Origin of the sequence: Edaphocola aurantiacus (assembly GCF_019797745.1) — a bacterium.
Lineage (GTDB): Bacteria > Bacteroidota > Bacteroidia > Chitinophagales > Chitinophagaceae > Edaphocola > Edaphocola aurantiacus.
Genome location: NZ_VOSI01000001.1, coordinates 775,971 through 802,216, shown reverse-complemented (window position 1 = coordinate 802,216; position 26,246 = coordinate 775,971). Strand labels below are relative to the sequence as shown.

At 43.9% G+C, this 26,246-nt stretch carries 22 protein-coding genes and 1 tRNA gene; 15 read left to right on the top strand and 8 right to left on the bottom strand.

Annotation, left to right across the window (positions count from 1 at the left end; translation table 11 throughout):
* Nucleotides 1–13: 13 nt before the first annotated feature.
* The gene (locus FTD44_RS03480; RefSeq protein ID WP_222165171.1) at nt 14–1,978 is read right to left on the bottom strand and encodes a tetratricopeptide repeat-containing sensor histidine kinase; all 1,965 of its coding nucleotides are present in this window, start codon (nt 1,976–1,978) and stop codon (nt 14–16) included.
* Between the two features lie 244 nt (nt 1,979–2,222).
* Between FTD44_RS03480 and FTD44_RS03475 the strand changes: the two genes are divergently transcribed.
* The 4 genes from FTD44_RS03475 (at nt 2,223) to FTD44_RS03460 (ending at nt 9,819) form a co-directional block, all read left to right on the top strand.
* Complete coding sequence (locus FTD44_RS03475) at nt 2,223–4,028, top strand: hypothetical protein (RefSeq protein ID WP_222165170.1); 1,806 nt, start codon at nt 2,223–2,225, stop codon at nt 4,026–4,028.
* 108 nt (nt 4,029–4,136) lie between these two features.
* Nucleotides 4,137–5,858 (top strand): beta strand repeat-containing protein, encoded by a 1,722-nt coding sequence (locus FTD44_RS03470; protein WP_222165169.1) that lies wholly within the window; start codon nt 4,137–4,139, stop codon nt 5,856–5,858.
* Nucleotides 5,859–6,094: 236 nt separating this feature from the next.
* Entirely contained in the window at nt 6,095–7,864 is a 1,770-nt protein-coding gene (locus tag FTD44_RS03465) for a T9SS type A sorting domain-containing protein (protein WP_222165168.1), read from the top strand.
* 326 nt (nt 7,865–8,190) lie between these two features.
* Nucleotides 8,191–9,819 (top strand): acyl-CoA carboxylase subunit beta, encoded by a 1,629-nt coding sequence (locus FTD44_RS03460; protein WP_222165167.1) that lies wholly within the window; start codon nt 8,191–8,193, stop codon nt 9,817–9,819.
* A gap of 223 nt (nt 9,820–10,042) precedes the next feature.
* Here FTD44_RS03460 and FTD44_RS03455 read toward each other — a convergent pair whose 3' ends face one another.
* The 4 genes from FTD44_RS03455 to FTD44_RS03440 form a co-directional block, all read right to left on the bottom strand.
* Nucleotides 10,043–11,119 (bottom strand): fatty acid desaturase family protein, encoded by a 1,077-nt coding sequence (locus tag FTD44_RS03455; RefSeq protein ID WP_317196821.1) that lies wholly within the window; start codon nt 11,117–11,119, stop codon nt 10,043–10,045.
* A gap of 253 nt (nt 11,120–11,372) precedes the next feature.
* A complete protein-coding gene (locus FTD44_RS03450) occupies nt 11,373–11,855 on the bottom strand; it encodes a hypothetical protein (RefSeq protein WP_222165166.1) in 483 nt (160 codons plus the stop codon).
* Nucleotides 11,856–11,876: 21 nt separating this feature from the next.
* Nucleotides 11,877–12,251, bottom strand: coding sequence for a hypothetical protein (locus FTD44_RS03445; protein WP_222165165.1), 375 nt, complete (start codon nt 12,249–12,251; stop codon nt 11,877–11,879).
* A gap of 61 nt (nt 12,252–12,312) precedes the next feature.
* Nucleotides 12,313–12,510, bottom strand: a complete 198-nt coding sequence (locus FTD44_RS03440) for a YtxH domain-containing protein (RefSeq protein WP_129022366.1) — start codon at nt 12,508–12,510, stop codon at nt 12,313–12,315.
* A gap of 162 nt (nt 12,511–12,672) precedes the next feature.
* Between FTD44_RS03440 and FTD44_RS03435 the strand changes: the two genes are divergently transcribed.
* The 6 genes from FTD44_RS03435 to FTD44_RS03410 all read left to right on the top strand — a co-directional run bounded on the left by FTD44_RS03435 (nt 12,673) and on the right by FTD44_RS03410 (nt 18,994).
* Nucleotides 12,673–13,707 carry an AI-2E family transporter gene (locus tag FTD44_RS03435; protein WP_222165164.1) on the top strand — a complete coding sequence of 345 codons (1,035 nt, stop codon included), beginning with the start codon at nt 12,673–12,675 and terminating at the stop codon, nt 13,705–13,707.
* A gap of 131 nt (nt 13,708–13,838) precedes the next feature.
* Nucleotides 13,839–15,677 (top strand): DNA mismatch repair endonuclease MutL, encoded by a 1,839-nt coding sequence (gene mutL, locus FTD44_RS03430; RefSeq protein WP_222165163.1) that lies wholly within the window; start codon nt 13,839–13,841, stop codon nt 15,675–15,677.
* A gap of 236 nt (nt 15,678–15,913) precedes the next feature.
* A complete protein-coding gene (locus FTD44_RS03425; RefSeq protein WP_129022369.1) occupies nt 15,914–16,756 on the top strand; it encodes a MotA/TolQ/ExbB proton channel family protein in 843 nt (280 codons plus the stop codon).
* Between the two features lie 72 nt (nt 16,757–16,828).
* Nucleotides 16,829–17,485: an ExbD/TolR family protein gene (locus FTD44_RS03420; protein WP_129022370.1), complete on the top strand. Its 657-nt coding sequence runs from the start codon at nt 16,829–16,831 to the stop codon at nt 17,483–17,485.
* Between the two features lie 81 nt (nt 17,486–17,566).
* Nucleotides 17,567–18,121: an ExbD/TolR family protein gene (locus FTD44_RS03415; RefSeq protein WP_129022371.1), complete on the top strand. Its 555-nt coding sequence runs from the start codon at nt 17,567–17,569 to the stop codon at nt 18,119–18,121.
* A gap of 24 nt (nt 18,122–18,145) precedes the next feature.
* On the top strand, nt 18,146–18,994 hold the full coding sequence (locus FTD44_RS03410; RefSeq protein WP_129022372.1) for an energy transducer TonB: 849 nt from the start codon (nt 18,146–18,148) through the stop codon (nt 18,992–18,994).
* A 128-nt stretch (nt 18,995–19,122) separates the two neighbouring features.
* Here FTD44_RS03410 and glmM read toward each other — a convergent pair whose 3' ends face one another.
* Nucleotides 19,123–20,505, bottom strand: coding sequence for a phosphoglucosamine mutase (gene glmM, locus FTD44_RS03405; RefSeq protein ID WP_222165162.1), 1,383 nt, complete (start codon nt 20,503–20,505; stop codon nt 19,123–19,125).
* A gap of 133 nt (nt 20,506–20,638) precedes the next feature.
* On the opposite strand from glmM, the gene FTD44_RS03400 reads away from it, so the two are divergent.
* Nucleotides 20,639–21,382 carry an SAM-dependent methyltransferase gene (locus tag FTD44_RS03400; protein ID WP_222165161.1) on the top strand — a complete coding sequence of 248 codons (744 nt, stop codon included), beginning with the start codon at nt 20,639–20,641 and terminating at the stop codon, nt 21,380–21,382.
* Nucleotides 21,383–21,448: 66 nt separating this feature from the next.
* Here the strand turns inward: FTD44_RS03400 and FTD44_RS03395 are convergent, their stop codons facing one another.
* Together FTD44_RS03395 and FTD44_RS03390 are read right to left on the bottom strand one after the other, a co-directional pair.
* On the bottom strand, nt 21,449–22,336 hold the full coding sequence (locus FTD44_RS03395; protein WP_222165160.1) for a lysophospholipid acyltransferase family protein: 888 nt from the start codon (nt 22,334–22,336) through the stop codon (nt 21,449–21,451).
* A gap of 12 nt (nt 22,337–22,348) precedes the next feature.
* Nucleotides 22,349–23,572: a beta-ketoacyl-[acyl-carrier-protein] synthase family protein gene (locus tag FTD44_RS03390; RefSeq protein WP_129022376.1), complete on the bottom strand. Its 1,224-nt coding sequence runs from the start codon at nt 23,570–23,572 to the stop codon at nt 22,349–22,351.
* A gap of 182 nt (nt 23,573–23,754) precedes the next feature.
* On the opposite strand from FTD44_RS03390, the gene FTD44_RS03385 reads away from it, so the two are divergent.
* From FTD44_RS03385 to FTD44_RS03370, 4 genes are all read left to right on the top strand, one after another.
* Nucleotides 23,755–23,828, top strand: a tRNA-Asp gene (locus FTD44_RS03385).
* Nucleotides 23,829–24,306: 478 nt separating this feature from the next.
* On the top strand, nt 24,307–25,149 hold the full coding sequence (locus FTD44_RS16185) for a T9SS type A sorting domain-containing protein (protein ID WP_222165159.1): 843 nt from the start codon (nt 24,307–24,309) through the stop codon (nt 25,147–25,149).
* Nucleotides 25,150–25,267: 118 nt separating this feature from the next.
* Nucleotides 25,268–25,657, top strand: a complete 390-nt coding sequence (locus FTD44_RS03375; protein WP_222165158.1) for a VOC family protein — start codon at nt 25,268–25,270, stop codon at nt 25,655–25,657.
* Nucleotides 25,658–25,683: 26 nt separating this feature from the next.
* The gene (locus FTD44_RS03370; RefSeq protein WP_222165157.1) at nt 25,684–26,229 is read left to right on the top strand and encodes a dihydrofolate reductase family protein; all 546 of its coding nucleotides are present in this window, start codon (nt 25,684–25,686) and stop codon (nt 26,227–26,229) included.
* The last annotated feature ends 17 nt before the right edge of the window (nt 26,230–26,246 follow it).

Sequence of the window (26,246 nt, the reverse complement as noted above, 5' to 3'; positions counted from 1 at the left end):
TGAAAATATAGCATTATGGCAAAGGAACCTCTATAGAAACTATAGTGCCCTCCTGTTCGATCCAGGAAATGGTACCTCCGATGGCTGTAATATTATTACGGGTATTACCTAACCCGTTACCATTGTTTGGATATACCTCTGGTTGCATGCCCGTTCCATTATCTGCAACCTGTACAGTGAGCTGCTGATCATTTATCTGTACCGAAACATTGATTTTATCTGCCTGGCTATGCTTTACTGCATTATTCACAATTTCTTTTATGGTCTGGAAGATGTAGCGGCGTTTAAACCCTTCAATGTTCATATCCGGTATATCTTCCGGTATGGTAACCGAATGATTGAAATTCACATCTGACAGGAATTGTACGCAGTAGTGGCGTATGCGTGCGATCAGGCTAGCTAGGTTATCGTTACTGTCATTCAGGCTCCATACAATCTCTTTTGCCTGTAAGGTTAGTTTCCTGCTATTCCGTTCAATGATATCCAGGGCAGGAACTGGTCCGGTTGTGTTCTGTTTAAGTACCTGTACGGCAAGACCAATAGTGGTCAGGGTACTGCCTATTTCATCATGCAGTTCGCGGGCTATACGTTTACGCTCTTTGCTTTCTACTTCTATCAGCAGACGTGCACGTTCCAGCGCAGACCGTTGCTCCAGCTCCTTTAGTTTTTGCGTTTCCAGGGCCTTTTTATTGCGCCAGTAAAGGTAGCTGACAAGGATCAGGATCAGGAGCAGGATGCAGCCTGCAATCAGAAAACGGGATACTAGCGTTTGCCTTTCTATTTTTTGTTCTTTTATGGCAATGGCTCTATCTGCTGCCTCCTGTTTTCGCTCCCGTTCGTAAGAGGTAAGCCTATTATCAGTATCCTGCTGGTATAATACATCGCTGTATACATTTCTGCGCTCGAGAGCCTTTAACGCACTGGTTGTATTGCCTTTTTGCTGATATACGCTGTAAAGACATTCAAAATATTCTTTTTGAATCGGCGGATCGCCCAGGTCTTCGGGATCAATTATAGTTGCTGCCTGTTGTAAGAGCAGCAGGCAGGAATCATATTTTTGTTCGGCAAACAGGACCTCTGCTTCATATAATCTGGGGTAAAATAAATACTCATCCTCATAGTGTTCCCGGATAATCTGTTCGAAGATGCTGAAATATTGCCAGGCTTGTTTTGTATCGCCTTTGTTCAGGTAATATTTGCCCATGTTCTGGTATACGTTACTGAACATGGAGTGGTCAGCAGAGTCTTTGTCCAGCTGTATGGCTTGCTGCAGGTAACGGAAAGCCTGCGCAGTGTCTTTGCGGCCTTGTTCTATAATATAGAGATTGTTGAGGGTAATCACCTCACCCTTCAGTTTTTTTGCAGGATCTTTCCTGGTTTTATTCTCTTTGAGATAGTCTATTGCATATTCATAGGCCAGATCGTAGTTTTTTCTGGAAGCAAATAAAGTGCTCAATGTAGCTTTGGCCAGTAACTTATCTTCCTGGTCCAGCAACTGTGGGTTATCTAGCGATTTTTTCAGAAAGTAGATGGCCGAATCTGATACATTATACACTACACCGTAACGCAGGTCGAGCGACACTTCCATTTGCGGACTCAGAGAAATACCCAGTCTGCTGATACTGTCCAGTTGCGCTTTTGCTCCTTCGAAATTACCCTGCTTATTAATGAGGGCCATGGCAGAAAGGCAATAAGCATCAAAAAGTACTTCATCATATTTCTTTTGCCGGGCAAGCTGTTTAATTAAGGCATAATAGGAGAGCGCACTGTCGGTTTGACCTGTATGCTGTGCCTCAGTTTTGAGACTGTCTATCAATTTCAGATCGGCCGGTGCAACAGGGAGGGGTTGGTCCTGGTTCGGTGATCGTCTGCAGGAAAGCAGAAGAAGCAATACGATCAGTATGCCGCTTAACCATGTATTCAGGAGCTTACCTGACTTAAGCTTTTGGGGAGACACAAGATCATATGTAACTATCATAGAAATATTTTAGTGTATAGCTAAATACCGGACTATCTATACTACGTGTAAAAGTAGAAAAAGTTAAGCGCTCTCGCGGCCGTTTACTGCCATCTCAGCTACTACTTTTGTAGTAACAGGGTACTACTACAGGTAGTAATTATTGTTAATATTAATATCTTTGTTTCGTATATCTGAGCTACTGCAAATGTTTTTTTTCCGGAGTGTGTATACTCTTTCTCGTATAAAGAGTTATTTAAAATTGATGTGGTGCATATTGCTGATCAGCTTATGTACCGCTGTACCTCTTTATGCGCAGACTTTCTGTGATACTTTAGGAGCTCATTTTACCGGCATTGCAGAACAGGGCAATGCAAGCTATGCCCTGGGTGACCTGGTTATTCTGGATGGGAATAATGATCCGAATAACATATTTACTGCCGACTGGTACCTTTCCGCAACCTCGAACGTAACTGTTTATGCTTCGTTGACGATACATCCGGGAGCGATTGTGAGACTGAAATCGGGATCTGTACTGAGCATTTATGGATCTGTAGATAACAAGGGGTCTCTGTTTATAGAGCCCGGTGCCACAATTATTTTCTATGGTACTGTATGGAAGAATGATACAGATGCGATAGTGGGAGACGGGGCGCCTTTTCCCGATACTATTGCAGGCGGCACGATACAGTTCGCAGCACCAAGGCCCGTAATTTCTGCATCGGTACAGGCTTCGGCCTGTGTTATGGACAATTATAGCGGAGGTAATTTTGAACAAGTCCTGAAGGGTGGTAATGTGCCCATGGATATTATATTACAGGTAGCGAATCCAAACAACATTCGCCTGGAAGAAACCGATACCCGCCTGAGTGGTATGCTGGACTTTGCTGTACCGGATGGAGATATAATCTTAAATGACCGGGATTTTGTATTTGAAAAATATGCAGGCTATGACTGGTCTATACCAGATGCCCGACAGGCGTTCCTGATCACTAATAATAGTATCGATACCCTTAACTGTAAGGGAATGGTACAGAAAGAGCAGGTCGCTGCCGGTAATAATTTTGTGTTCCCGATAGGCCTTTCTGAAATGGGCGGCGACGGCGCACGCAACTTTAGTCCTATAGCGGTGGAGAATCGAAGTGAGCAGATAGAAATCATCCGTGCCGATGTCAAATCATATGCCCAGGTACAGGCTATAGGGTATACAACGGGTAGCCCGTCCGATCCAGCCCATGATCATCTGTGGAGGGTACATACTACAGGTGGTGGTGAAGTAGCGATTACCATGATGCATCGTACGGGTTTAACTAATGATATTGATGATCTTTTTGTTAATCCGTCAGGAACCTTCAGTACCATTATGCAGTTTAAGGACGACAGGGCTACAAAGAACGGAAAGGGCGGCCCCCGGTCTCTGGGGACCGGTCTGGGCAATGCTGGTATTGCGTCTGCTGCACAGGGTGCCTATATCTTTGATACTACTGCCGCGGGTTGTGATAATAAGAATGCCTGGTTCCGTAAAGATACCGTGAGTACAGACAGTTTGTTACAGTTTAGTATAAAACGTAAGGGCTGTACAGTCGATCTTGATCTGCAACTCCTGTTAGACGATCTTGCCATAAATCGTATTGAAGTATGGCGCAGCGCAGACAGTGCGGGCAGTACCAGTGAGTTGATTGGTCTGATGGCCAATACAGCCAATGAGGCAAACAAATATCATATGAATGATGCCTTTCCGCTACAGGACCTGAACCGCTACCAGCTGCGTATTGTTTTTGAAGACAGTACTGCTCTGGTTAGTCCTCCGCTATTGATATATATAGACTGCACTCAGATACATGCCTTCCCTAATCCGGTAAGTGATGGCTGGGTATATGTAAACGGGCTGGAAAAGGGTCAGGTGTTACAATTGTATACTACAGACGGAAGACTACTACATACTACTGATGTGCAAAAGATCTGTGAACCTATTGATATGAGACCTTATGCTTCAGCACCATATTATATCGTCGTTATGCAGCAGCAGCGCCGCAAAGCAGTGCTTAAAGTCGTACGTTACGGACCCTGATAAAGAGTATAACTACACAATTTACTACTAAAGTAGCGTTTGCCGAAAGTAGATATCGTCAGACCTTTGCATCCTAATAAAAACATGAAGAGTAAAAAATTTAAAAACATGAAAAAGTTTTCTTTATTACTGATCGTTACAGCAGGATTATGGGCTAAGGCTGACGCACAAGTAAAATTCGGTAACAATCCGGTTACTATTAATGGAGGTTCCTTATTGGAACTGGAGAGTACTAACAAAGGTTTCTTACCTACCCGTATCACCCTGACAGATCGCCTGGTATGGGGTCTTGCCGGTACACCGGTTACAGGTATGATTGTTTATAGCAACGCACCGGGTGCAAATGGTCTCGATACCGGATTGGTAGTATGGCAGGGGCAATGGAATCTGCTGACGACCACTACAAAAACAGATGCGAGTTACTGGAAGCTGAAAGGCAATGCAGGAACAGTGCCTCCGACCACTTTAGGTACACCTGTAGGTGCGTCTAATTTCTGGGGTACTACAGATACTCAAAATCTGGCGGTGGGCACCAATGGCATCACCAGAGCTATTTTTAGTCAGAATGGTAGTCTTTTGGGTGGCGCTGGTAGCTTCGATGTTAATTCTGTACCGTTAAACAGCTTCGTTTGGGGTAATTTCAATAGAGACTCGGCTGATCATACTATTGTAAGTGGAAGTGGTAATGCATTAAGCCCTGGGTCATCGTATAGTGCAGTATTTGGTTCAGATAATAACCTGGCAGGTATGCAACACGATGCAAACGTCGTAGGCGGGTATAGCAATACACTCAATGCTGACGTAGCAACGGCTAATCTGGTAACCGGTATCAATAACTCCGTAAGTGGTAGTAGTGGAACCGGCAATACATTATCCGGATCTATGAATACTATTGTTAACAGCGCTTATAGCGTATTGAGCGGCTATGGTAATAGTATTGCAAATAATAGTGTTGCAGGTGTGTATCAGGCTTCGGTTTCCGGTTTTGGAAATATCGACTCAGCCAGCTATACCCTGGTTGCAGGGCAGAACAATATTGTAAGTCCTGCAGCAGCAGCGGCAATCGTATCTGGTGTTAATAATACAGTTGCGTCCGGAACTACGCTTACTATAGGTTCTTCAAATACGGTTGGAATTAATGCGGTTAATTCGGGTATATTTGGTTATAATAATACCGTTAACCGTTCCGAGGGATCTTTAGTACTGGGTGGAAATAACTTTGTAGGCGGACCATTGGCATCTTGTAATAATAGTATAGTTGGTGGTAGCACCAATATCCTTTCTGGAGGAACCGGTTCGCTGGTAATGGGAAATTTCAATAAAGATTCTGGTACTGCCAATATAGTAGGTGGGGAGTATAATACGGTCCGTTCAACAGGGTATCAGAGCATTGTTGGCGGTAGATTAAATAATGTGGAAACACCTTATACTATTGTTGTCGGTACTGGTAACAGAACGGTAAATGGAAATTCTGGTTTTGGCTCAAGCGCAGTATTTGGCGATAACAATATCGATTCTGCACGTTGGACACTGATTGCGGGATTTAATAATATGGTAACTCCTGGTATGGCATACGGAACAGTAGTGGGCAGACAGAATCAACCAGTAGACGGAGCACTGTTTACTGTCGGAACAGGAACAGGTTTACAACGAAAGAATGCACTGACCGTCCTGTCTACACAAACTCAAGGGGCAGCGGTCAATGGTAATATTGTGTTTGCAAACCTGCCTAAATATAATACGCCTGCAGATGCTGTTGCTGATGCATCATTGCCTTCTGGTGCCATGTACTTCTTAACCACTGGGGGTCCGGTATATGTGAAGCCATAAGCTTTCTCTACATTGGGTATACATGATCGATAATCCGGCACTTTTTGCCCGGCTAGTCTGAAAAACCATCATGTTGATCTGCCCTTAATTCAAAAATTTTTATCCCTTAAACATTTTTGCCGGTTTTCGTTCGAGCATGACATAGAACGAAAACCCGGTACAGGGGATCGTATGCCATGTAATATGGTTAAATACATGCATACACTTCTATTTTCTTATTTTAAAAGCAATCAAAAATGAATCAAATCATAAAATGGAGGCCGGTTATTTATAGCCTGTCATTAATGACCATTCTTTTTGCTCATAAGGCCAGTGGCCAGCAGGGGGCCTGCACTACCGGTGGGGCTATAGGCTACAGCCAGTATGTAAATTATACAGGCGCTACAAGCGGCGACCAGTCCATATCGGCTGCAGGCAGCATAGAGATTGGCCCTGCGGGTGTATACGATGTATACGGTGCCCTGATCAATAATGGTAATATTACGGTACAAAGCGGTGGTGTGCTGAGTGTATATGGTGATTTTGTTAATAATGGTACGCTGAAAGTATCGCCCGGAGGGACGATTAACTTTTATGGAACTACCTGGACTAACGCCACTACCGCTGTTGTATCAGACAATGAAACTATGGCCAATACAACGCCTGGAGGAAATGTACACTTTATAGCTCCGCGGCCTGCAGTGCCGGCCAGCTACCTCAGCAGCTCACCTTGTCTTTCAGCTTACAGCGGCGGCAATTTTGCTCAGAATATAGACGGGGGAAATGTGGCTATGGATATCTCCATGCATATAAAAAATGCCAATAATGTAAACCTGGTCAACAGCAATACCCGTTTAGAAGGTACATTGGTGTTTGACGCGGTAAGCGGCGATGTAAACCTGGGTAATAATAACTTCGATTTTACGGCTAATGGTACCTGGAGTACGACTGTAGCACCTGATGCTGCCTACTTCCTGACCAATGGTACAACGGCCTGTGCCGGAGCGGTAGAAAAGACAGGACTGGCCAGCGGGGCCAGCTTTGTATTCCCGATCGGACGTGCGGAAACGTATAGCGGCGGGCGCGATTTTACCCCTGCTATCCTGCGCAATGATGGTACCGCAACCGATAACTTCCAGGTACGGGTTAAAAACTATGCTGATGCACAGAGCATAGGAGGTATAGTGATTCATGCGCCTGAAGAGGGTATGGACCGCGTATGGCAGATCACCAGTACTAATGGTAGTGGTGTAACCATGAACCTGCAGCATAATAGTGCAACGAACGGCGGTACATATACAACCGTATTTGGCGGCGACCCGAATGCTTTTATTACGCAATACCAGGGTAACGGAAACTGGAATACAGGCCCTTCGGGTACCGATATTACGGGTAGTGTTGGTGGCTCTGTAATTCATGTTCGTGGTTTCTCGCTGACCAGTACAGCAACTAATTGCGGTGATGCAGGCAGCTGGTTTACCAAGTCTCCGGATGCGAACTCTCCTTTACCGGTAACGCTTGTGAGTTTTACAGGGAAACCAATGGCCTGTGCTGCACAATTGAACTGGCTTACCGCAGAAGAGCAATCGCTGGACCGTTTCGAGATAGAATATAGCAAGGACGGAAGCAGCTATAAGCTGGTAGGTAGCACACCAGCAAAAAATATTGCCGGAAGTGCATATGAATTCGCCTATGAGCAACCAGCAGGTTCGGGTTATTATCGCCTGAAGATGATTGACCGGGATGGTCAGTACACCTATAGCACTGTGGTACTGGTACGCACCAATTGTGGTGATCTGCCTATAGTACTCTATCCTAATCCCACCCCTGATGTGGTGCATGTTAAAGGGCTGCAAAGCGGATCATTGATACAGGTATATGATATCACCGGCAAGCAGTTGATACAGCAAAAGGCTGTGGCTGATGTAGCCGATCTGGCGCTTGGCGCTTATGCAGCGGGTACATATACGGTGATTATTACAAACGGAACGGAACGACTGCTGAGTGTTAAAGTAGTGAAACAATAAAAGCAACATACTATCTATGAAAAATATCAGGTCTGCCATTGTCCTTTAAGGGTATATGGGCAGGGCAGATCCTGATCCCTACACCTATAATTAATACCTGCTAATCCTATACAGCTATTACACTACACCTGATGGAAAAAAGCAAGTATACTTTGTATACTTATAATGATATAATCATTTCTCTTCACAGCTCAGGGATCGCATGTCTATGCGATCCTTTTTGTTTCTCCTTCTCCACAGATGCAGCAGAAATGAGCTTATCTTTAAATAGCTAAAAAAAGAGTAACTTACGCCCCGAATTTATCTATATCTGAACATATTATATTATGAATTTAGAATTCAATAAAAATGAAGATGCTATGCGCCTGATCACCAGCCAGGTGAGACAGCGTAAAGCAGTGATTGAAGAGGGTGGTGGAAAGAAAGCAATCGAAAAAGGAAAAGCCAAAGGCAAAATGTCGCCTCGTGAGCGTATCGAATACCTGACAGATAAAGATTCAGACTTCCTGGAGCTGGGTATTTTTGCCGGTTATGAGATGTATCCTGAGCATGGCGGTTGTCCTGCTGGTGGTACGGTAGCCGGTATCGGTTATGTAAGTGGCCGTCAGTGTATGATCATTGCCAATGATTATACGGTTAAAGCCGGAGCCTGGTTCCCTATTACGGGTAAGAAAAACCTGCGCCTGCAAGAGATTGCGATGGAAAACCGCCTGCCGGTGATCTATATCGTGGATAGTGCCGGTGTTTATCTGCCCATGCAGGACGAGATTTTCCCGGATAAGGAGCATTTCGGACGTATTTTCAGAAATAATGCACAGATGAGTGCTATGGGTATTACCCAGATTGCAGCAGTAACCGGTAGCTGTGTGGCTGGTGGTGCTTACCTGCCGATCATGAGCGATGAGACGCTGATGGTAAACGGTAATGCCTCTATCTTCCTGGCCGGACCATACCTGGTAAAAGCGGCGATCGGTGAAGATGCAGACCAGGAAACCCTGGGTGGTGCGACTACACATACAGAGATCAGCGGTATTGCCGATTATAAATTTGATACCGAGCAGGAATGCCTGGATCAGGTAAAAAGAATTGTAGATAAACTGGGTAAACCGGAAGAAGCAGGATTTGACCGTGCAAAACCGGCGCTGCCATTGAAAGATCCTAAAGAGATCTGTGGCCTGGTGAGTGCAGAGAACAATAAACCTTATGATGTTGTTGAGATCATTGAGCGCATTGTAGATAATTCACAATTCGATCAGTTCAAACAAGATTACGGTAAAACCATTGTATGTGGTTATGCCCGTGTAGACGGATGGGCAGTAGGTATTGTGGCCAACCAGCGTACGATTGTAAAGAGCGGTAAGAAAGAAATGCAGCTGGGTGGGGTAATCTATGGTGACAGTGCCGATAAAGCAGCCCGTTTTATCCAGAACTGTAACCAGAAAAAAATACCATTGGTCTTTTTGCAGGATGTGACCGGCTTTATGGTAGGTACGCGCAGTGAGCATTCCGGTATTACTAAAGATGGTGCCAAGATGGTGAATGCTGTAGCAAACTCTGTAGTGCCTAAGATCACGATCATCATTGGTAACTCCTATGGTGCCGGCAACTATGCTATGTGTGGTAAGGCTTACGATCCACGCTTTATATATGCATGGCCTAATGCCAAAGTTGCGGTAATGGGTGGCGAGCAGGCCGCAAAAACGCTGTTGCAGATCCAGGTGGCTTCTCTGAAAGCAAAAGGTGAAACCATTGATCCGGAAAAAGAGCAGGCACTGCTGAAAGAAATTACGGACAAGTATAATAAACAAACTACTCCGTATTATGCAGCTTCCCGCCTGTGGGTAGATGATATCATTGATCCGCTGGATACGCGTAAAGTGATTGCAGAAGGAATTAAGGCCGCTAACAATGCGCCGATCAACAGGGAATGGAAAGCCGGAGTATTCCAGGTATAAGTCCATCTCTGATATACAAAACAATAAAGGCTGCCCATGGGCAGCCTTTATTGTTTTGTATATAGCTTTTGTTTGCTGTAGTACCTTTTGCATCAAGGCTAAGGGGGCATAAAAAAATAGAATCGAATAGAGCAGTGCGCGTCTTTGTCTCCTGAAAGCAGGGATATTCAATAAATAAAATAGGCTGCTCTATAAGCAGCCTATTTATAAGAAAATGTCTTTTTTATGCAGTCTGACCTACTACTTTCAGGTATTGCAGGTGAGATCCCAGTGCGCCGATCAGTGTTCGATGTTCGTGATAAGGTACATTATATTTGGCACATACCTGCTGTACGATACGGTTGATGGCAGGGTAGTGGATATGGCTGATTTTAGGGAACAGGTGATGCTCTACCTGGAAGTTCAGGCCACCGGTCATCCAGGATACTATTTTACTGCGGGTAGAAAAGTTAGAAGTCGTTTGTAACTGATGTATAAACCAGTTCTGCTCGATTTTGTGCGTGTCTTCGTTTGGCATAGGGAACTCAACGTCCTCAACTACGTGTGCCAGTTGGAATACTATACTGATAATAACTCCGGTAATACCAGCCGTGATCAGGTAACCGATCAGGGCGTGTTGCCAGCCTACCACTACGATAGGTACAACGATGAACATAACAAGGTAGAAAACCTTAGTAGCCCAGAAACCGATATGGTCTTTAGTCGCCATCTTAGGCACCTTTTTATCCATGATCTTACCTGTAAAGTACTTGGTAAAATCATTAAATCCGATCCAGGTGATGTATGTTAAAGAGTAGAGTACCAGGCTGTAGATATGCTGGAATCTATGTAAAGGGTAGTGCTTTTGCTCTCTGTTGGTGCGGATGAATGGTTTGATATCAATATCATCATCATGCCCCTCAATATTAGTGTAGGTGTGGTGGATTACATTGTGTTTCACCTTCCAGAAATAGGTGCTGCCACCCATAATGTTCAGGGAATAGCCCATAATGTTATTCAACCATTTCTTATCTGAATAGCTGCCGTGGCCGCCATCATGCATTACATTAAATCCGATCAGGGAGAACGTCAGTCCAAGTAATCCGCACATCAGTACATTGGCCCAGGTAGGCAGGCTACCGAACACCAGCAGTACATAAAGCGTAATTAACGCAGCAATCAAAACGATCGTTTTGTGATAAATGCGCCAGTCACCGGTCTGCTTTTTTTTGCTCTCTTTGAAATAGGCATCTACTTGTCCTTTCAGTTCTTTTGTGAACTCTGGGTTGATGCTATTGATAAATGAAATGTTTTTTGCCACAGCACTAATTTAAAATGTAATGGGCAAATTTACTATATAAATCCGGGTAATGTATCTTTCGTCACGGATATTTTACAGGCATTAACCACTTTTTAATAAATATTTTGCATATTTATATATGTTTGTAGTATTCTTTAAGGGGCAAAATAGTATAGAGTATCCTTTTAACGGGTAGCAATGATGCATTCAGAACAAGGGAGAAATGGGCTCCGTAACGCTACTGCAAAGCATTCCTCAATGCTGAGGTAATGGATTATTGAATAGCTTTTTCAAGAGCTTCAGCTTCTTTCTGTAACGATTTGATCGCTTTTTTCTGTTTGCGGGTCGCCCTGTAGCGGTCATATGCTTTTTCTACGCCCCAGCAGGCAAGATTGAATAATTGCCATTTTACAAAGGAGATCGCAACCTTCTTAACCAGGCTTTTTTTCTTCTTGGCCGGCTTGCCGGAGGCTACTGCAGCCAATGCGGTTTTTTCTTCAGCAGGACGGGCTGCTTTCGGTTTGCGCTTAAAAAGAGAGAGAATATTACCCAGGCTAAACATGCCTTTGGCATTGGGATCAAGCAGGGAAGAGGCTATGTTCATGCCAATAGAAGTAGGGTCGAATATGTATGAAAACATATTGTCCTCCATATCTCTATAGCTATCCTTAACCTTGCGCTGGTCGGCCAGCAGCTCGCGGAGAGAATTATAGGTTTTGCGTGGTTTTCTTGTTTTTTTAGGTATAGTCTGGGTCATAAGCATCGTCGGTTTGAGGGTTTATGCATCACTTTTTACAGGAGCATCGTCATCGTCATCATCTCTTGGTTTGGTCAGTAACCAGATAAATTTGCCGGCTAAGAAGCGCATAATATTCTTTTTGAAGAAGAACATGATGCATAGAAAAAGGAGCATGAGTCCTGCAATGGACAGATAACCGGCAGTCTTGCTGTCGAACAGGGCGCTGAGAAATTCAGCGAGACCCAGTGCGCTGAAGCAGAACATGGCAAAAACGATTACGAATGCAATAGAGGCGTATACCAAATAACCCATTACATTAACCACTCGTTCCAGGGCTTCTAAACGAACTTCCTGAATGCGAAGGCTGATGTAACGGGTTATGTATGCTTTAAGAGCGGATATAGGATTTTCCAAAAGAATGCTTGAGTTTGTTGAAACAAAAATAGTTTTTTACTTCCTAACAATCAAGCCTTACTTATGATTCGAAAATCTCTTGCTCCAGATCTTTAGTCTTCTTAGTTACCTTGTTTTTTAATTTGGAAACAGAATCTTTCAGCTTTTCGATTTGTTCATCGCGTTTGTCTTTATCCGTTCCTAAGATGTAGCCCACTGCTGCGCCTACTGCTGTTCCGATCAAAAGTGTAGCTAAGGTTTTTCCTGTACTGTTTGCCATAGTGTTAAAATTTAATGGTTAATTGGTTTTCGTTGTGTTTATATCACAAATCTAAGTTACTTTAGTCATGAGACCAATTCAGATTCCGAAAATTACAAAATCCTTAATAAATTGGGTACGGCTTTTCTTAAATAATTTATAATTTGGAACAAATTACTGCTTATGGATGCTATTAAAAACAATGTGATCAGGCAAATCGTTATCCTGCTATTGATTCTTTTTCTGGGAATCGTTATCATCTGGAAACTAACCTACTTTATTCCTGGCTTTTTAGGAGCCACTGCTTTGTACATTATGTTCAGGAGCTGGTATTTCAAACTGGTGGAGCAGCGAAAATGGAAACGCTGGATGGCTGCCACAGTGCTCATCATCGGACTGCTGATCGCTATGGTCGGACCGGTATATGCAATGATACAGGTACTCACGCCAAAGGTGAATGCGGCACTGAGTAATACAGACAAGATCCGCGATGCGGTATTGGATGTATATCATTATGTACAGGAAAAGGTACCACAGGTAAATATATCTCAGCAGCAGGTACTGGGTTTTGTACAGAAAGGAGTGGGTTTCTTACCTATGATCCTCAATGCGACAGCTAATCTTTTTGCCAACATTTTTACCGCATTATTCATCTTCTACTTTATGCTGATGGGCGGACGCAAAATGGAAAGCAGTTTCCGTGAGTATGTACCCCTGGCGCGTAAAAGCCGTAATGAAGTCTGGAAGGAAACGCATAATATGGTTGTCTCCAACGCGATTGGTATTCCGTTTCTGGCCCTTTGCCAGGGTATCGTAGCCATATTTGCGTATTGGTTCTGCGGTGTGGAAGGTGCTATCCTATGGGGTATTCTTACAGGTATGGCTACCGTTATCCCGGTGATCGGAACCATGATTGTCTGGGTTCCGGTGTGTATATACCTGCTGGCAAAAGGGGAAACCTCTTACGCTATTGGGCTCGCCCTGTATTGTTTTATCATTGTAGGGTCTACAGATAATGTGATCCGCTTCCTGTTTCTGAAGAAGTTCGGAGATGTGCATCCACTGGTTACCGTATTCGGGGTTATCCTGGGTCTGAACCTGTTCGGAATTGTCGGACTGATCTTCGGACCGCTGATTCTGTCCTACTTTATGATGCTCATTCGTATATATAAGGTAGAGTACAGTGAACCGGAAGAGCAGCAGGATGCGGTGGTTTAAGTACCGGTTACTATATTAATGATATAAAGTTCATAACAGGAGTCGCTTATACCGGCTCCTGTTTTTTGTCCGGGATAATGCATATTTGTTTACTTTTGTAGCACTAAAAAATACTTGCTCCCCTTACGCATATGCCCGATATTATTCAACTGTTACCCGATCATTTAGCCAACCAGATAGCGGCAGGCGAGGTTATTCAGCGACCAGCATCCGCAGTGAAAGAATTGTTAGAAAATGCTATTGATGCCGGTGCAACACAGGTGCACCTGGTGTTAAAAGATGCCGGCAAAGAGCTGATCCAGGTAGTAGATAACGGGAAGGGGATGAGTGCTGTAGATGCCCGAATGAGCTTTGAAAGACATGCAACCTCAAAGATCAAAAAGATAGATGACCTCTTTTCTATCCGTACGAAAGGCTTTCGGGGCGAAGCTTTGGCCTCCGTTGCGGCTGTGGCACAGATCAGCCTGAAGACCCGCCAGCAGGGAGAGGCATTGGGCACACAGATCGAGATCGCTTCTTCAGAAGTGGAAAAGCAAGAGCCGGTTGCCTGTGCGGAGGGCACAAGCATATCCATCAAGAATCTATTTTATAATGTACCGGCCCGCAGGCATTTTCTGAAATCAAATGCTACGGAGCTGCGTCATATCCTGGATGAGTTTACCCGTATTGCGATGGCGCATCCCGATATAGCGTTTAAATTTACCCATAATAATGTTGAGCAGTTTAATCTGGGTATAGGCAACCTGCGTCAGCGGGTAATGGCCCTGATCGGTAACCAGGTAGATAAGCACCTGGTGCCCGTAGAGGAGCAGACCGATTTGTTGAATATTACCGGATTTATCGGCAAGCCCGAGGCAGCAGCACGCACCCGCGGCAGCCAGTATTTCTTTATCAATAACCGTTTTATCAAGAATGCTTACCTCAATCATGCAGTACAGCAGGCATATGATGGTCTTATCGCTAAGGAATCGTTTCCTTTATATGTCTTATTCCTGGAGATTGATCCCCGCAAGGTTGATGTCAATGTGCATCCGACCAAACAGGAAGTAAAGTTTGATGATGATAAAATGATGTATGCCTACCTTCAGGCTGCAGTCAAATATGCATTGAATAAGTTTAATGTAGCCCCTTCTATTGACTTTACACTGGATCCGGAGATTCAGAACCTGACAGCGGTTCAGTTGCCAGGCAGCAATACCCGTCAGGAATCCGCCAAATCGGGCTATCTGTTTGATACCTTTTCCCGGCCAGGACAGGCACATTTTATTGCGAAGCAGGAAGATCGTAAAGCCTGGAAGGAGCAGCAACAGGTCTTTTTTCCGGAGATGCCTTCAATGGGCATCCGTGATATAGTGCCCGACGATGTTCCGATGTCCGTACAGCCATCATTACTCAGTAATGATATACCGGATGATGCAGGACATAAATCCATTATTCAGTGGAACGAATACCTCATCACAACAATGAAATCCGGAGTCGTTATCCTGCATCAGAAACGAGCCCTGGAGCGGATTATCTATGAAAAGCTGGAAACCAGCCTGGCACAGAAAAGGCACGTATCGCAGCAGCTGCTGTTCCCGATACCCCTGCAGTTTGCCCCTTCAGATGCGTTGATCCTGGCAGAAGTGTTGCCGGAGTTGTATGCACTGGGTTACGATATTCAGCAGGAAGATGATGCGGGTTTTACCATTCAGGGAGTACCGGCCGATATTGCTGCAGGTCATGAAGCACAGGTACTGGAAGCAATTGTGGAGCAATTGAAGCATGAACAAGGTACAATACAACATAGCCGTCAGCTGGCTATATTAAAAACAATGGCCAAAAGAATGGCTGTACCGAAGGCCATGCAGCAGGAGCAGGCACAAGCCCTGGTCGACGAATTATTTGCTTGCGGGCAACCGCAGTATGCACCAGATGGAGCGTTGATTTTCAAGATATTAGATAAAAATAGTATAGAATCATTGTTATGAAATTGTGATATTTTTAACGGCAAATGCAATAAATTAAAGATTGTTTCCGTTGATAAATAACTGATAAGCATATTCTTGTATTAAAAACTGTGCTGTGGAACCAGTCTCGCTTTCACGGTAGTTGTAATTTTTTTTTCAAGGTATTGTTTATTCCAAGCGAACCAATATCTTTGCTACTACATTTTTATAGACAGAAAAATAAAAACACAAAATCGTAAACAACAAAAAATTGAATTATGGCAGAAGTTAGAAATGCTCCTAAAGCAGCAGCACCTACCAAATCCAACAAATCAAACAACTCAAATGGCTTTTGGGTGAATCTTGCAATCGTTGCATTATGTATCGTAGTAGGTCAACTGATCTATCACATGGTACTGGGAGATCCTTCACACTTTATGGATGCGGAGAAGCACAAACCAAAACCTGGTGATTTCATGGGTAACATGTACCTGGGTGGTTTTATCGTACCACTGCTGATGGCAACCTTCCTGGTTATGTTGGCATTCGTTATTGAGCGTGCAGTTACTATTATGAAAGCTAAAGGTAAAACCAATGGTGGTGAATTCGTTCGCAAAGTACAATACCACTTGGCTAATAAAAATATCGATGCAGCAATCGCTGAATGTGATAAACAAAGTGGTTCTGTAGGTAACGTAATGCGTGCAGGTCTGTTAAAGTACAAAGAAATGACTGTTAACACTGAGCTGACTCACGACGAAAAATTATTATCTATTCAGAAAGAAGTTGAAGAAGCAACTGCACTGGAAGTACCAATGTTAGAGAAAAACTTAGTGTTCTTATCTACTATCGCTTCTGCAGCTACCCTGTTAGGTCTGATCGGTACCGTAATCGGTATGATCAAATCATTCTCTGCAATGGCGAATGCAGGTGCTCCTGATGCTACTGCACTGGCTGCAGGTATCTCTGAGGCCCTGTACAACACTGCACTGGGTATCTCTACTTCATTCTTCGCGATCATTTTCTACAACTTCTATACAACGTTGATTGATGGCGTAAACTACAATATTGACGAGAGTGGTTTCACTTTAACACAAAGCTTTGCAGTTAACTACAAATAATCTTTGTAAAATTTTCTGAAAAAATTTGTGGAAAGTTTTTCCAATTACGTCTAATATTTAAAACAATAGAAAATGCCAAAAGTAAAAATGCCCCGTAAAGGGAGTCATGTGGACATGACGGCAATGTGTGACGTTGCGTTTCTGCTGTTGACGTTCTTCATGTTGGCTACTAAATTTAAGCCGCAGGAACCAGTGGTAATTCGCACTCCGGCATCAACTTCAACGATGCCGATCCCGAACGACTACATGTTGTTGTCCTTATCTAAAGATGGCAGAGTATTTTTCTCTATCGATAACCTTAACGTAAGAGAAGAGTTGATTACAGAAATCAGCCAGTCAAAAGGCCTGAACCTGAGCCCTGCACAGATCAAAGCTTTCAAAGAAGGCGGTTCGATCGGTGTACCGTTCAACAAACTGGGTTCTTACCTGGCACTGACTCCGGCTCAGAGAAACGAGTATGACAAAACGGCTCCGGGTATCCCGACCGATACTACCGCTTCTTATGAGACTAATGAGTTGTCTTACTGGATCAAAACTTCCCGCTATGCTAACCCTAAGTTACGTATCGCGATCAAGGCCGACGGAGATGCAAAGTATCCTGAAATTCAGAAAGTGATAGCCACTTTAGGACATGAGAAAGTTTTCCGCTTCAACTTCATCACTGACGGTAAAGCAGTACCTCCGGGTACAGCCCTGGCAACTGAAGTAGCTGCAGGTAAAAAGGAATAAGTTCGATCTATCTTATTTAATAATATTAACCCCAATAGCAAAAGAGCGTACCCGCTCTTTTGCTATCAAAAAAGCTGAGTTATGGCTGAAATGGAAGTCAAGGGTGGGAAAGGTTCCCCCCGAGTAGATTTAACGCCGATGGTGGATCTTGGATTCCTGCTGATTACTTTCTTCATGTTCACGACGACCATGTCTAAACCAAAGACTATGGAAATCCAGATGCCTTTCAAAGAGGACAATATGAAAGAGGATGAGAAAAGCAAGGTTAAAGAAAGCACCGCAATGACCATCCTTTTGAGTAAAGATCACCGTATTTATTACTACTACGGTATCGGTTCTGATGCAACCAAACCACCTGAGCTGAAAGTAACCAGCTTTAAGGATCAGGATGGTATCAGAGACGCGATCATTGCCAAGAAAAAAGAAGTACAAGGCCTGATCTCTGCCGGACAGTTAAGTGCAGACGATAAGTTAACCATCATGGTTAAGCCTGCAGAAAATTCTACTACAGATGATCTGATCAATGTACTGGATGAAATGACCATCAATGCAGTGCCTATTTATGCGGTAGTTGATATTACCCCTGTTGACCTGGAATTTATCTCTGCTACAGAAAAGGCAAACGGAATTCAATAATTCCACGAAAACAAATTTTAAATTATGGATGCTAATAAAATATTAAAAGCCAGCTATTTAGATATACTTTTTGATGGTAAGAACAAGAAGTATGGTGGATACGAGTTGCGTAAGAAATATCCGCGTCGCGCTTTAGTAGCCGGATTGATCAGCATTTTCGTAGTAGGAGGCGTTTTCGGAGCTACGCTGATTAAGCGTAAACCTAAAGACGAGGGTCTCGCATCTAATGTGCCTGTGGTTACAGAAATGAAAAACCTGGAACCACCGCCGCCACTGAAAGAAAACGAGCCACCACCACCACCACCACCGGTAGCTCCGCCACCGGTTAAGCCTTCTGTGAAATTTACCGTTCCGGAAATTAAGAAGGACGAAGAGGTGCCTAAAGAAGAAAAACTGGTAGAACCTCCTAAAGAAGAAAAAGTGGTTGTGGGTAAAACAACCCAGGATGGTTCAGATGACCCGAATGCATTAGACCCATCTTTAAGTAACCTGCCAAGCGGTACAGGCAAACCTGAGCCGGTAAAAACAGGCGGCGGAGATGGTGACGGTCCTTCTAAAACGGAGATTTTCCGTGCAGTAGAAGTACAGCCTAAAGCTCCTTATGACTGGAATAAGTATTTGGCTAACAACCTGAGATATCCTAATGCTGCCCGTGAAGATGGTATTCAGGGTAAAGTATATGTAAGCTTCGTAGTAGAAAGAGATGGTTCTATTTCTAACGTACAGGCTACAAAAGGTAAAGAGTTGGGTAACGGATTACCAGAAGAAGCAGTTCGCGTGGTAAAATCAATGCCGAAATGGGAACCAGGACAGCAGAACAAACAAGCCGTTCGTTGTTACTTTACAGTTCCGATCAACTTTAAATTACAATAATCTTTCTTACAATAGAAAAAGACCCGGTTTATCCGGGTCTTTTTTTGCATACAATTGATGAAAATCTGATGTATATAAAAAGAGGCCCGGAGTGATCTTCCGGGCCTCTTTTATAATATTGGTAAACTTTAAAGTAATTCGCCGATATCAGACATGATACGCTTGGCTATATTCTCTGCAGTTGTCTTGCTATTGCTTTCACTGTAAATACGGATGATAGGCTCTGTATTAGATGTACGCAGATGTACCCAATCCATATCAAATTCAATTTTCAGACCATCTTCAGTATTGATCGGTTGTTTTTTATAACGATCCTGTATGCTGGCAAACAGATTCTTTACATTGATCTCCGGACTTAATTCGATCTTGTTTTTAGAGATGTAATAGTTCGGATAGGTATTGCGCAGCGTCTTGATGCTTTTGCCGAATTTGGCCAGGTGTGTCAGGAATAGAGCGATACCGATCAGGGCATCACGACCATAATGCGATTGAGGATCAATGATACCACCATTACCTTCACCACCAATGACTGCATCTACCGCTTTCATTTTGGTTACCACATTTACTTCGCCAACAGCACTGGGATAATAAGTACCACCATGCTTCTCCGTAATATCACGCAGTGCGCGGGTAGAGGACATGTTAGATACTGTATTCCCTTTCTTATGTTGTAAGATATAATCTGCTACAGCAACCAGGGTATATTCCTCGCCAAACAGGCTACCATCTTCACAAACAAAGCACAGACGGTCTACATCCGGATCTACGGCAATACCCATGCTGGCATTGTTCTTTTCTACATAACTGCACAGTTCTCTCAGGTGTTCCGGTAAGGGTTCAGGGTTATGAGCAAACTGACCGTTTACTTCTTCATTCAGTACTTTGATCTTCTGAACACCCAATGCCTCCAGTAATGCCGGAACAAATATCGCGCCGGTAGAGTTGATTGCATCTAGTACTATATTGAAATCTGCAGCGGCAATCGCCTCCTTATCCACCAGTGGGTGTGCAAGGATAGCCTCAATATGCTTCTGCATATAAGTATCATCTTCTGTAATCGTACCCAGATGGCCGATTTCAGCAAAAGTATATTTATCATCCTGTGCGATAGTCAGCAGCTGCTGGCCTTCTTCTGCACTGATGAATTCACCTTTCTCGTTCAGCAGTTTTAATGCATTCCATTCTTTCGGATTGTGGCTCGCGGTAAGGATAATGCCCCCTGCTGCCCCTGCCATAGTCACTGCGACCTCAACAGTAGGAGTAGTGCTCAGGCCCAGGTCGATCACCTCGAATCCCATAGCCTGCAGGGTAGAAGCCACCAGGTTTTTAACCATCTCGCCGGAAATACGGCCGTCTCTACCGATTACAATCTTTTTGTTTTCTGCTCCTTTCTGTTGTACCAATACGCCGAATGCCGCCGTATATTTAACAATATCGATAGGAGTTAATCCTTGATCCGGGGCGCCACCGATGGTACCTCTGATGCCGGATATGGATTTTATTAAAGCCATTTTATGTTGATTTTGCAAGCAGCAAATGTAACTTTTTTTGCAGACTAAACACGGTGGAAATTTTATCTTAACATATTAAAAGCCAGTTATCTGCTTATTAGCTACTACATTTGCAAACGAATAACAATTGACAATGGAACAAGAAAAGAAAGAATGGTTTGAGAGCTGGTTTGACTCCCCGTATCATCAATTACTGTACCGTAACAGGAATACCGAAGAGGCACATGCACTGGTAGATCGCCTGTTTGACTTTTTGAATATAAAGCCGGAATGTAAGATACTGGATATCGCCTGTGGTGATGGCCGTCATGCATATTATATGCAGCAAAAAGGGCATGATGTGACCGGGATTGATCTTTCTGAACAAAGAATAGGCCGTGCACTGACTTTGGCTAATGATAAGCTGCATTTTTATCGCCATGATATGCGTAATGTGTTTCGTGCCAATTATTATGATTATGCATTCAACTTCTTTACCAGTTTTGGTTATTTTCAGCAGTACCGTGATAATATTATTGCTGCAGATGCATTTTCCAAAGCATTGAAGCCGGGTGGCAAACTGGTACTGGATTATATGAATATCGAAGTGGTAGCAGCACAGCTGGTACCGGCGGAGCAGAAAGTTATTGATGGTATTTCCTTCAACATCCGTCGTTACATGGAAGGCAATAAGGTGGTTAAAGAAATTAAGGTTACAGATAAGGAAGGGCGTGTACGCCAGCATGAAGAGCGCGTGTCCGGTTTCGGGCTGGAGGCCTTTCAGGAGATCTTTGCAGATTCAGGCTTAAAGATCACCCATGTCTTTGGAGATTATGCATTGAGTGCCTTTGATAAACATAGCTCCCCACGACTGATCATGGTTTTTGAAAAGAAATAAGTACGTTAAGTTATAAATGTTTCGGGCTTCCCTCTGGGAAGCCCGAAACATTTATAGTAATAAGATTTATGATTTAGGAACCGGTTTGCTGCGTTTCCAGCGTCTGTGTGTCCAGAGCCATGTTTCCGGTTGGGCAATAATATCAGCTTCCAGTACCCGGGTATGCAGCTCCGAGATCATACCGTCCTCTTTATACAGCTGTGGGTCCTCAACCAATATACGGCTTTCCACATTATAATAACCTCTTTTTATTCTTTTGATATCCGCGTATACGACCGGCAGATCCAGTTGTATAGCCGCCCTTTCCGTGCCCCGGAAAACAGGCGTATCCTGGTTCAGAAAGCGGGTCCAGTATACATTCTTACTGGAAGGAGTTTGATCTGCCAGAAACACGGTAGCCGTCATTTCCCCCTTACGTTTATGTTCCCGCATACCGCCAATAACATCACGGTCAGTCAGCAGACGCGTGTTAAACCGCGTACGGATACGCATAATCAGGTTATTGAAATGCTTGTTGTGCAACGGACGAAAGATCGCATATAATTGCTGCGGAGAAACCAGTCCGAAACGATTGCCGCCCCATTCCCAGTTGCCATGATGCCCCATGACGATAATGATCGACTGGCCTTTATCGGCAAAATGTTTGAACGAAGAAATAGCTTCTTCCGTCATTACAAAACGTTTGCTCAGCTCCTCGTATGATATGGTAATACTTTTGACCGTCTCCAGGAGTAAGTCGCAGAAATAATGATAAAACTTCTTTGTAATAGCTTGTATCTCCTGTTCACTCTTCTCCGGAAAGGCATTACGCAGATTCTGTACCACCACTTTTTTGCGGTAACCGATTAGGCCAAACAGCAGGAAGCAGATCACATCCGACAAGGCATACAGCAGCCGGAAGGGTAGCAGGGAGATGAGATACAGGATCGGGTAGACCAGATAATAGGCTATCATGCGCTTAGATGCTTAGGGCAGGAATTTAGTAACGATCAGGGAAGAGTTCGTGCCACCAAAGCCGAATGAGTTGGATAAAAAAGTATCAAATTTTCCCTGTAGTGTTTCTGGTATAATATTGATTTTGGCCGTATGCTCATCCGGATTTTCAAAATTGATATTCGGAGCCATAAAATCATTTTGCATCATCAATGTAGAATATACAATCTCACTGGCTCCCGCCATCCAGCATTCATGCCCCGTCATAGACTTGGTAGAGCTTACCGGCACCTTGCCGCCGAATACTTCATAGATCGCTTCTGCCTCCACGCCGTCGCCGGCAGGGGTAGAAGTAGCATGTGCATTGACATAAGCAATTTTACCGGCCTCAATACCCGCATCAGCCAGGGCCTTATGTATAGAACGTACCTGTCCGTTAGTGCTCGGGTTAGAAATATGTTCGCCGTTAGACGAGAAACCATAACCGACAATCTCTGCCAGAATAGTCGCCCCTCTGGCCTGCGCCGATTCCAGGCTTTCCAGTATTACCGTAGCCGCACCACCGCCGGGTACTAATCCGTCGCGGTCGCGGTCAAACGGGCGGGAAGCTTTTGTTGGCTCTTGCTCACGGGTAGAAAAGGTTCCTAATGCATCAAAGTTGGGCATAGAAAAGTCATTCGTTTCCTGCGCACCCCCACAGATCACACGGTCCTGCAAACCGTTTTTGATAAACAGGTAGCCCATGCCTATAGAGTGCGATCCGCTGGCGCAGGCTGCACTCAGCGAGAAGTTTACACCCGTAAGTTTAAAAATTGTAGACAGGTTCATCGTTACCGTAGAGTTCAGTACCTGGAATACAGATCCCGATCCTACCATCATAGTATCTTTCTTTTCCCGAACGATATCGAAGCCCTCGATAACGGGTTTCGCACAACTGTCATTTCCGTATATAATACCTGTCTCATGCTGATGCACATAGTCGATGTCCATGCCCGCCTGTTGCAGGGCCTCCAGTGTGGCGATATAGGCATATTCAGCCTGTTCCGGCATCATGATGCGGGAGCGCCGGTCCAGTAGCTTTTTCAGTTCCGGTTTCGGTACCACACCCGACAATGCCGAACGGTAACCCATAGTTTTCCGTTCAGGGATAAATGCAATACCGGACTGCCCTTTGAATAAGGAATCTCTTACCGCTTCTTTACCGATACCCAGGCAGGAATAAATACCCATACCTGTAATCACTACACGATGACTCATCTGGAGGAAATTTTGAGCAAATATAAATAAAGGAAATGACAGGGCAATATAGATAGGAAGCAGGGGCTTATAAGTGCTGTGAAGAAAAATTTTAAAATTGCTTAAAAAAAATTTGCAGAATCGAAAAAGTCTCTTACCTTTGCAATCCCAAAGCGGTCAAACAAACGATCGCAGACAGAAAAGGACCGGTAGTTCAGTTGGTTAGAATGCCGCCCTGTCACGGCGGAGGTCGCGGGTTCGAGTCCCGTCCGGTCCGCAAAGAGCTTCACAGAAATGTGGAGCTCTTTTGCTTTTTGCGCTATTTTTCAATTAGTGAAAATGTAAATGCATAGAAGGTAATTCTTGTCCCGCATTCCCTTTAGATTGATCATCTACTTCCTCTTCAATATAGTTACCTATATGGTCTTCGGATCTGTATAGTACAGATCGCTTAGAAAGGCCTTATAAATCCGGCGTCAATAAAATCATTGGCTCGGTCGATAAAGTGCATCAAGGTAAAAGGTAGCAAAGGCTACAAATAGAAACCCAAGGAAAAATGCAGGTCTTTGTTGCTTAAAAGTGGATATTCAATTTAGTCTTTATGTCTTTAAATAAATCGTATTGCATGATGAGTTGTTGATAATGAGCTGATTAAATGCCGTGAGTGACTAAGATATTGGTCCCTCACTACGTCTTATCCTATAGATCAATAACGGTATTACATCATCCAAACCATAAACCATAAATCCATTTCCGTGAAATTCAAAACATCCATTATTCCGGCACTGATATTCTTTTCTATCATGCTGATGCAACAACGCTCCTATGCGCAAATTACCCCATTACCCTATTACGAAAACTTTGATACCTTGGCTAATGCCCGTTGGACAGCCTACCGGCTTGGTACGAATGAACCCGATGATTTCCCCTGGTACATCACCATACATAATCCCTACAGCGCACCCTTTTCGATGATGCATACCTGCAATGTTACAGGTACTGCCCAGGCCAATAACTGGACGGTGAGCAAGAATGCCTTTTCCTTTGTCTCAGGCGGCAAAATAGACTCCATCCGCAGCTGGATCACAGCGACTAATCCGCCTGCAACAGGAGATACCATTGGTATTTACCTGCTTACCGGAAATCAGGATCCTGCCCTGGCCAGTTCCGTAACGTTATTACACGATTTCAGAGGAGCTGATTTTCAGACAGGTGCCTGGATAAAAACAACAGATATCCTCATTCCGCCGACCCCGGGGCAGAGTTATATTGCCTTCCGGTATAAAACAGCAAACAACTGTATCAGTATCTTTCTGGATAATATGCAGTTATCTGGAAATAGTCCAAGCGGTATAAACCCTGTATCCAAAACCGGTATAGATTTTAAGGTCAGTCCGAATCCGGTTACAGACAATCTGACGATCCGGAGCGAAGCGACAATTGAAACGATTACTGTATATGATATCGCAGGCCGAAAAGTGCATATGCAGGCCTATCAGCCAACAATCAATATTTCTTTTTTATCTCCTGGTACCTATATTCTGGAACTGGTGGATAAAGATCATAAGAGAGGCATTCAGAAAGTGCTGAAGCAATAATAGTATCATTTGGGTAGAGGCCGCAGGGCAATAAGTATCTGATCTGGATCGGATACTTGTTGCCCTGTGGTATTTATTTGTTTTATATTTGAACTAAAATAGCTTAAGTACAGAAACTATGACCGTTAAACATAATACAACCTATTTTGCCCCGGAGCTGCACATCCCGAAAGGCACCTTCAATATTGATTTTTATACCAGGTTTGGTGCGACAGAGCATTTTTGTTTGCGTAATGATGATGGAAGTATTCATGTGGCAGAGCTGGAAATAAACGGCGCTGTGTTTCACTTGCATGAAACCATGAGAGCAGCGCTGGAGCCGTTAAGTGCAAACGGAGTAACCGCCACTATTGGTTTGTTTGTACCCGATGTAGCAGCAGTCATGGAGAAGGCAATCCTGGCAGGCGCAATCGAAATAAATCCGACTACAGATCATGAGTACGGCTACCGGCAGGGAATGTTTAAAGACCCTTTTGGGCATTACTGGCAGATACAAAAGAAAATCTAATGGAGCTTGAATTCAATTGATGCCATATGAGAAAAGTAATTGCAGCATTTAATATCACCCTTGACGGTTTTTGTGATCATACTGCGGTCACTCCGGATGAGGAAATACACCAGTATTATGCCGATTTGCTGCGTGATGGTGATACCATCCTGTATGGCAGAGTGACCTACCAGCTCATGGAGTATTGGCGTGCGCTTGAGGCCAACCCGAGCGGTACTAAAGCAATGGACGATTTTGCTTTGGTAATGAATAATATTAATAAAATCGTTTTTTCACGGACACTGAAAAGTCTGGACTGGAGCAGCGCACAGCTGGCAACCCGCTCTCTTGAAGAGGAAGTGCTGCAACTCAGACAGCAACCCGGTAAGGATATATTAGTCGGCAGCAGAAGCCTGATTATAAGCCTCATGAACCTCGGTCTGATCGATGAGCTAAGGCTTATGATTCATCCGGTAATAGCAGGAGGCGGTTTGCCCTTATTTGATCATATACAAGGCAGGACAGAACTGCAGCTTGTCAACACACAAATATTTAATGCTGGCGCAGTGATGAACTGCTATAAGCCCGCTTAAGGCTGATGGCAATATGT

Excerpts from the sequence above, each read along its gene's own strand:
- FTD44_RS03480 (WP_222165171.1), bottom strand. The coding sequence starts at position 1,978 with ATGATAGTTACATATGATCTTGTGTCTCCCCAAAAGCTTAAGTCAGGT.
- FTD44_RS03475 (WP_222165170.1), top strand. The coding sequence starts at position 2,223 with ATGTGGTGCATATTGCTGATCAGCTTATGTACCGCTGTACCTCTTTAT.
- FTD44_RS03470 (WP_222165169.1), top strand. The coding sequence starts at position 4,137 with ATGAAAAAGTTTTCTTTATTACTGATCGTTACAGCAGGATTATGGGCT.
- FTD44_RS03465 (WP_222165168.1), top strand. The coding sequence starts at position 6,095 with ATGAATCAAATCATAAAATGGAGGCCGGTTATTTATAGCCTGTCATTA.
- FTD44_RS03460 (WP_222165167.1), top strand. The coding sequence starts at position 8,191 with ATGAATTTAGAATTCAATAAAAATGAAGATGCTATGCGCCTGATCACC.
- FTD44_RS03450 (WP_222165166.1), bottom strand. The coding sequence starts at position 11,855 with ATGACCCAGACTATACCTAAAAAAACAAGAAAACCACGCAAAACCTAT.
- FTD44_RS03440 (WP_129022366.1), bottom strand. The coding sequence starts at position 12,510 with ATGGCAAACAGTACAGGAAAAACCTTAGCTACACTTTTGATCGGAACA.
- FTD44_RS03435 (WP_222165164.1), top strand. The coding sequence starts at position 12,673 with ATGGATGCTATTAAAAACAATGTGATCAGGCAAATCGTTATCCTGCTA.
- mutL (WP_222165163.1), top strand. The coding sequence starts at position 13,839 with ATGCCCGATATTATTCAACTGTTACCCGATCATTTAGCCAACCAGATA.
- FTD44_RS03425 (WP_129022369.1), top strand. The coding sequence starts at position 15,914 with ATGGCAGAAGTTAGAAATGCTCCTAAAGCAGCAGCACCTACCAAATCC.
- FTD44_RS03420 (WP_129022370.1), top strand. The coding sequence starts at position 16,829 with ATGCCAAAAGTAAAAATGCCCCGTAAAGGGAGTCATGTGGACATGACG.
- FTD44_RS03415 (WP_129022371.1), top strand. The coding sequence starts at position 17,567 with ATGGCTGAAATGGAAGTCAAGGGTGGGAAAGGTTCCCCCCGAGTAGAT.
- FTD44_RS03410 (WP_129022372.1), top strand. The coding sequence starts at position 18,146 with ATGGATGCTAATAAAATATTAAAAGCCAGCTATTTAGATATACTTTTT.
- glmM (WP_222165162.1), bottom strand. The coding sequence starts at position 20,505 with ATGGCTTTAATAAAATCCATATCCGGCATCAGAGGTACCATCGGTGGC.
- FTD44_RS03400 (WP_222165161.1), top strand. The coding sequence starts at position 20,639 with ATGGAACAAGAAAAGAAAGAATGGTTTGAGAGCTGGTTTGACTCCCCG.
- FTD44_RS03395 (WP_222165160.1), bottom strand. The coding sequence starts at position 22,336 with ATGATAGCCTATTATCTGGTCTACCCGATCCTGTATCTCATCTCCCTG.
- FTD44_RS03390 (WP_129022376.1), bottom strand. The coding sequence starts at position 23,572 with ATGAGTCATCGTGTAGTGATTACAGGTATGGGTATTTATTCCTGCCTG.
- FTD44_RS03375 (WP_222165158.1), top strand. The coding sequence starts at position 25,268 with ATGACCGTTAAACATAATACAACCTATTTTGCCCCGGAGCTGCACATC.
- FTD44_RS03370 (WP_222165157.1), top strand. The coding sequence starts at position 25,684 with ATGAGAAAAGTAATTGCAGCATTTAATATCACCCTTGACGGTTTTTGT.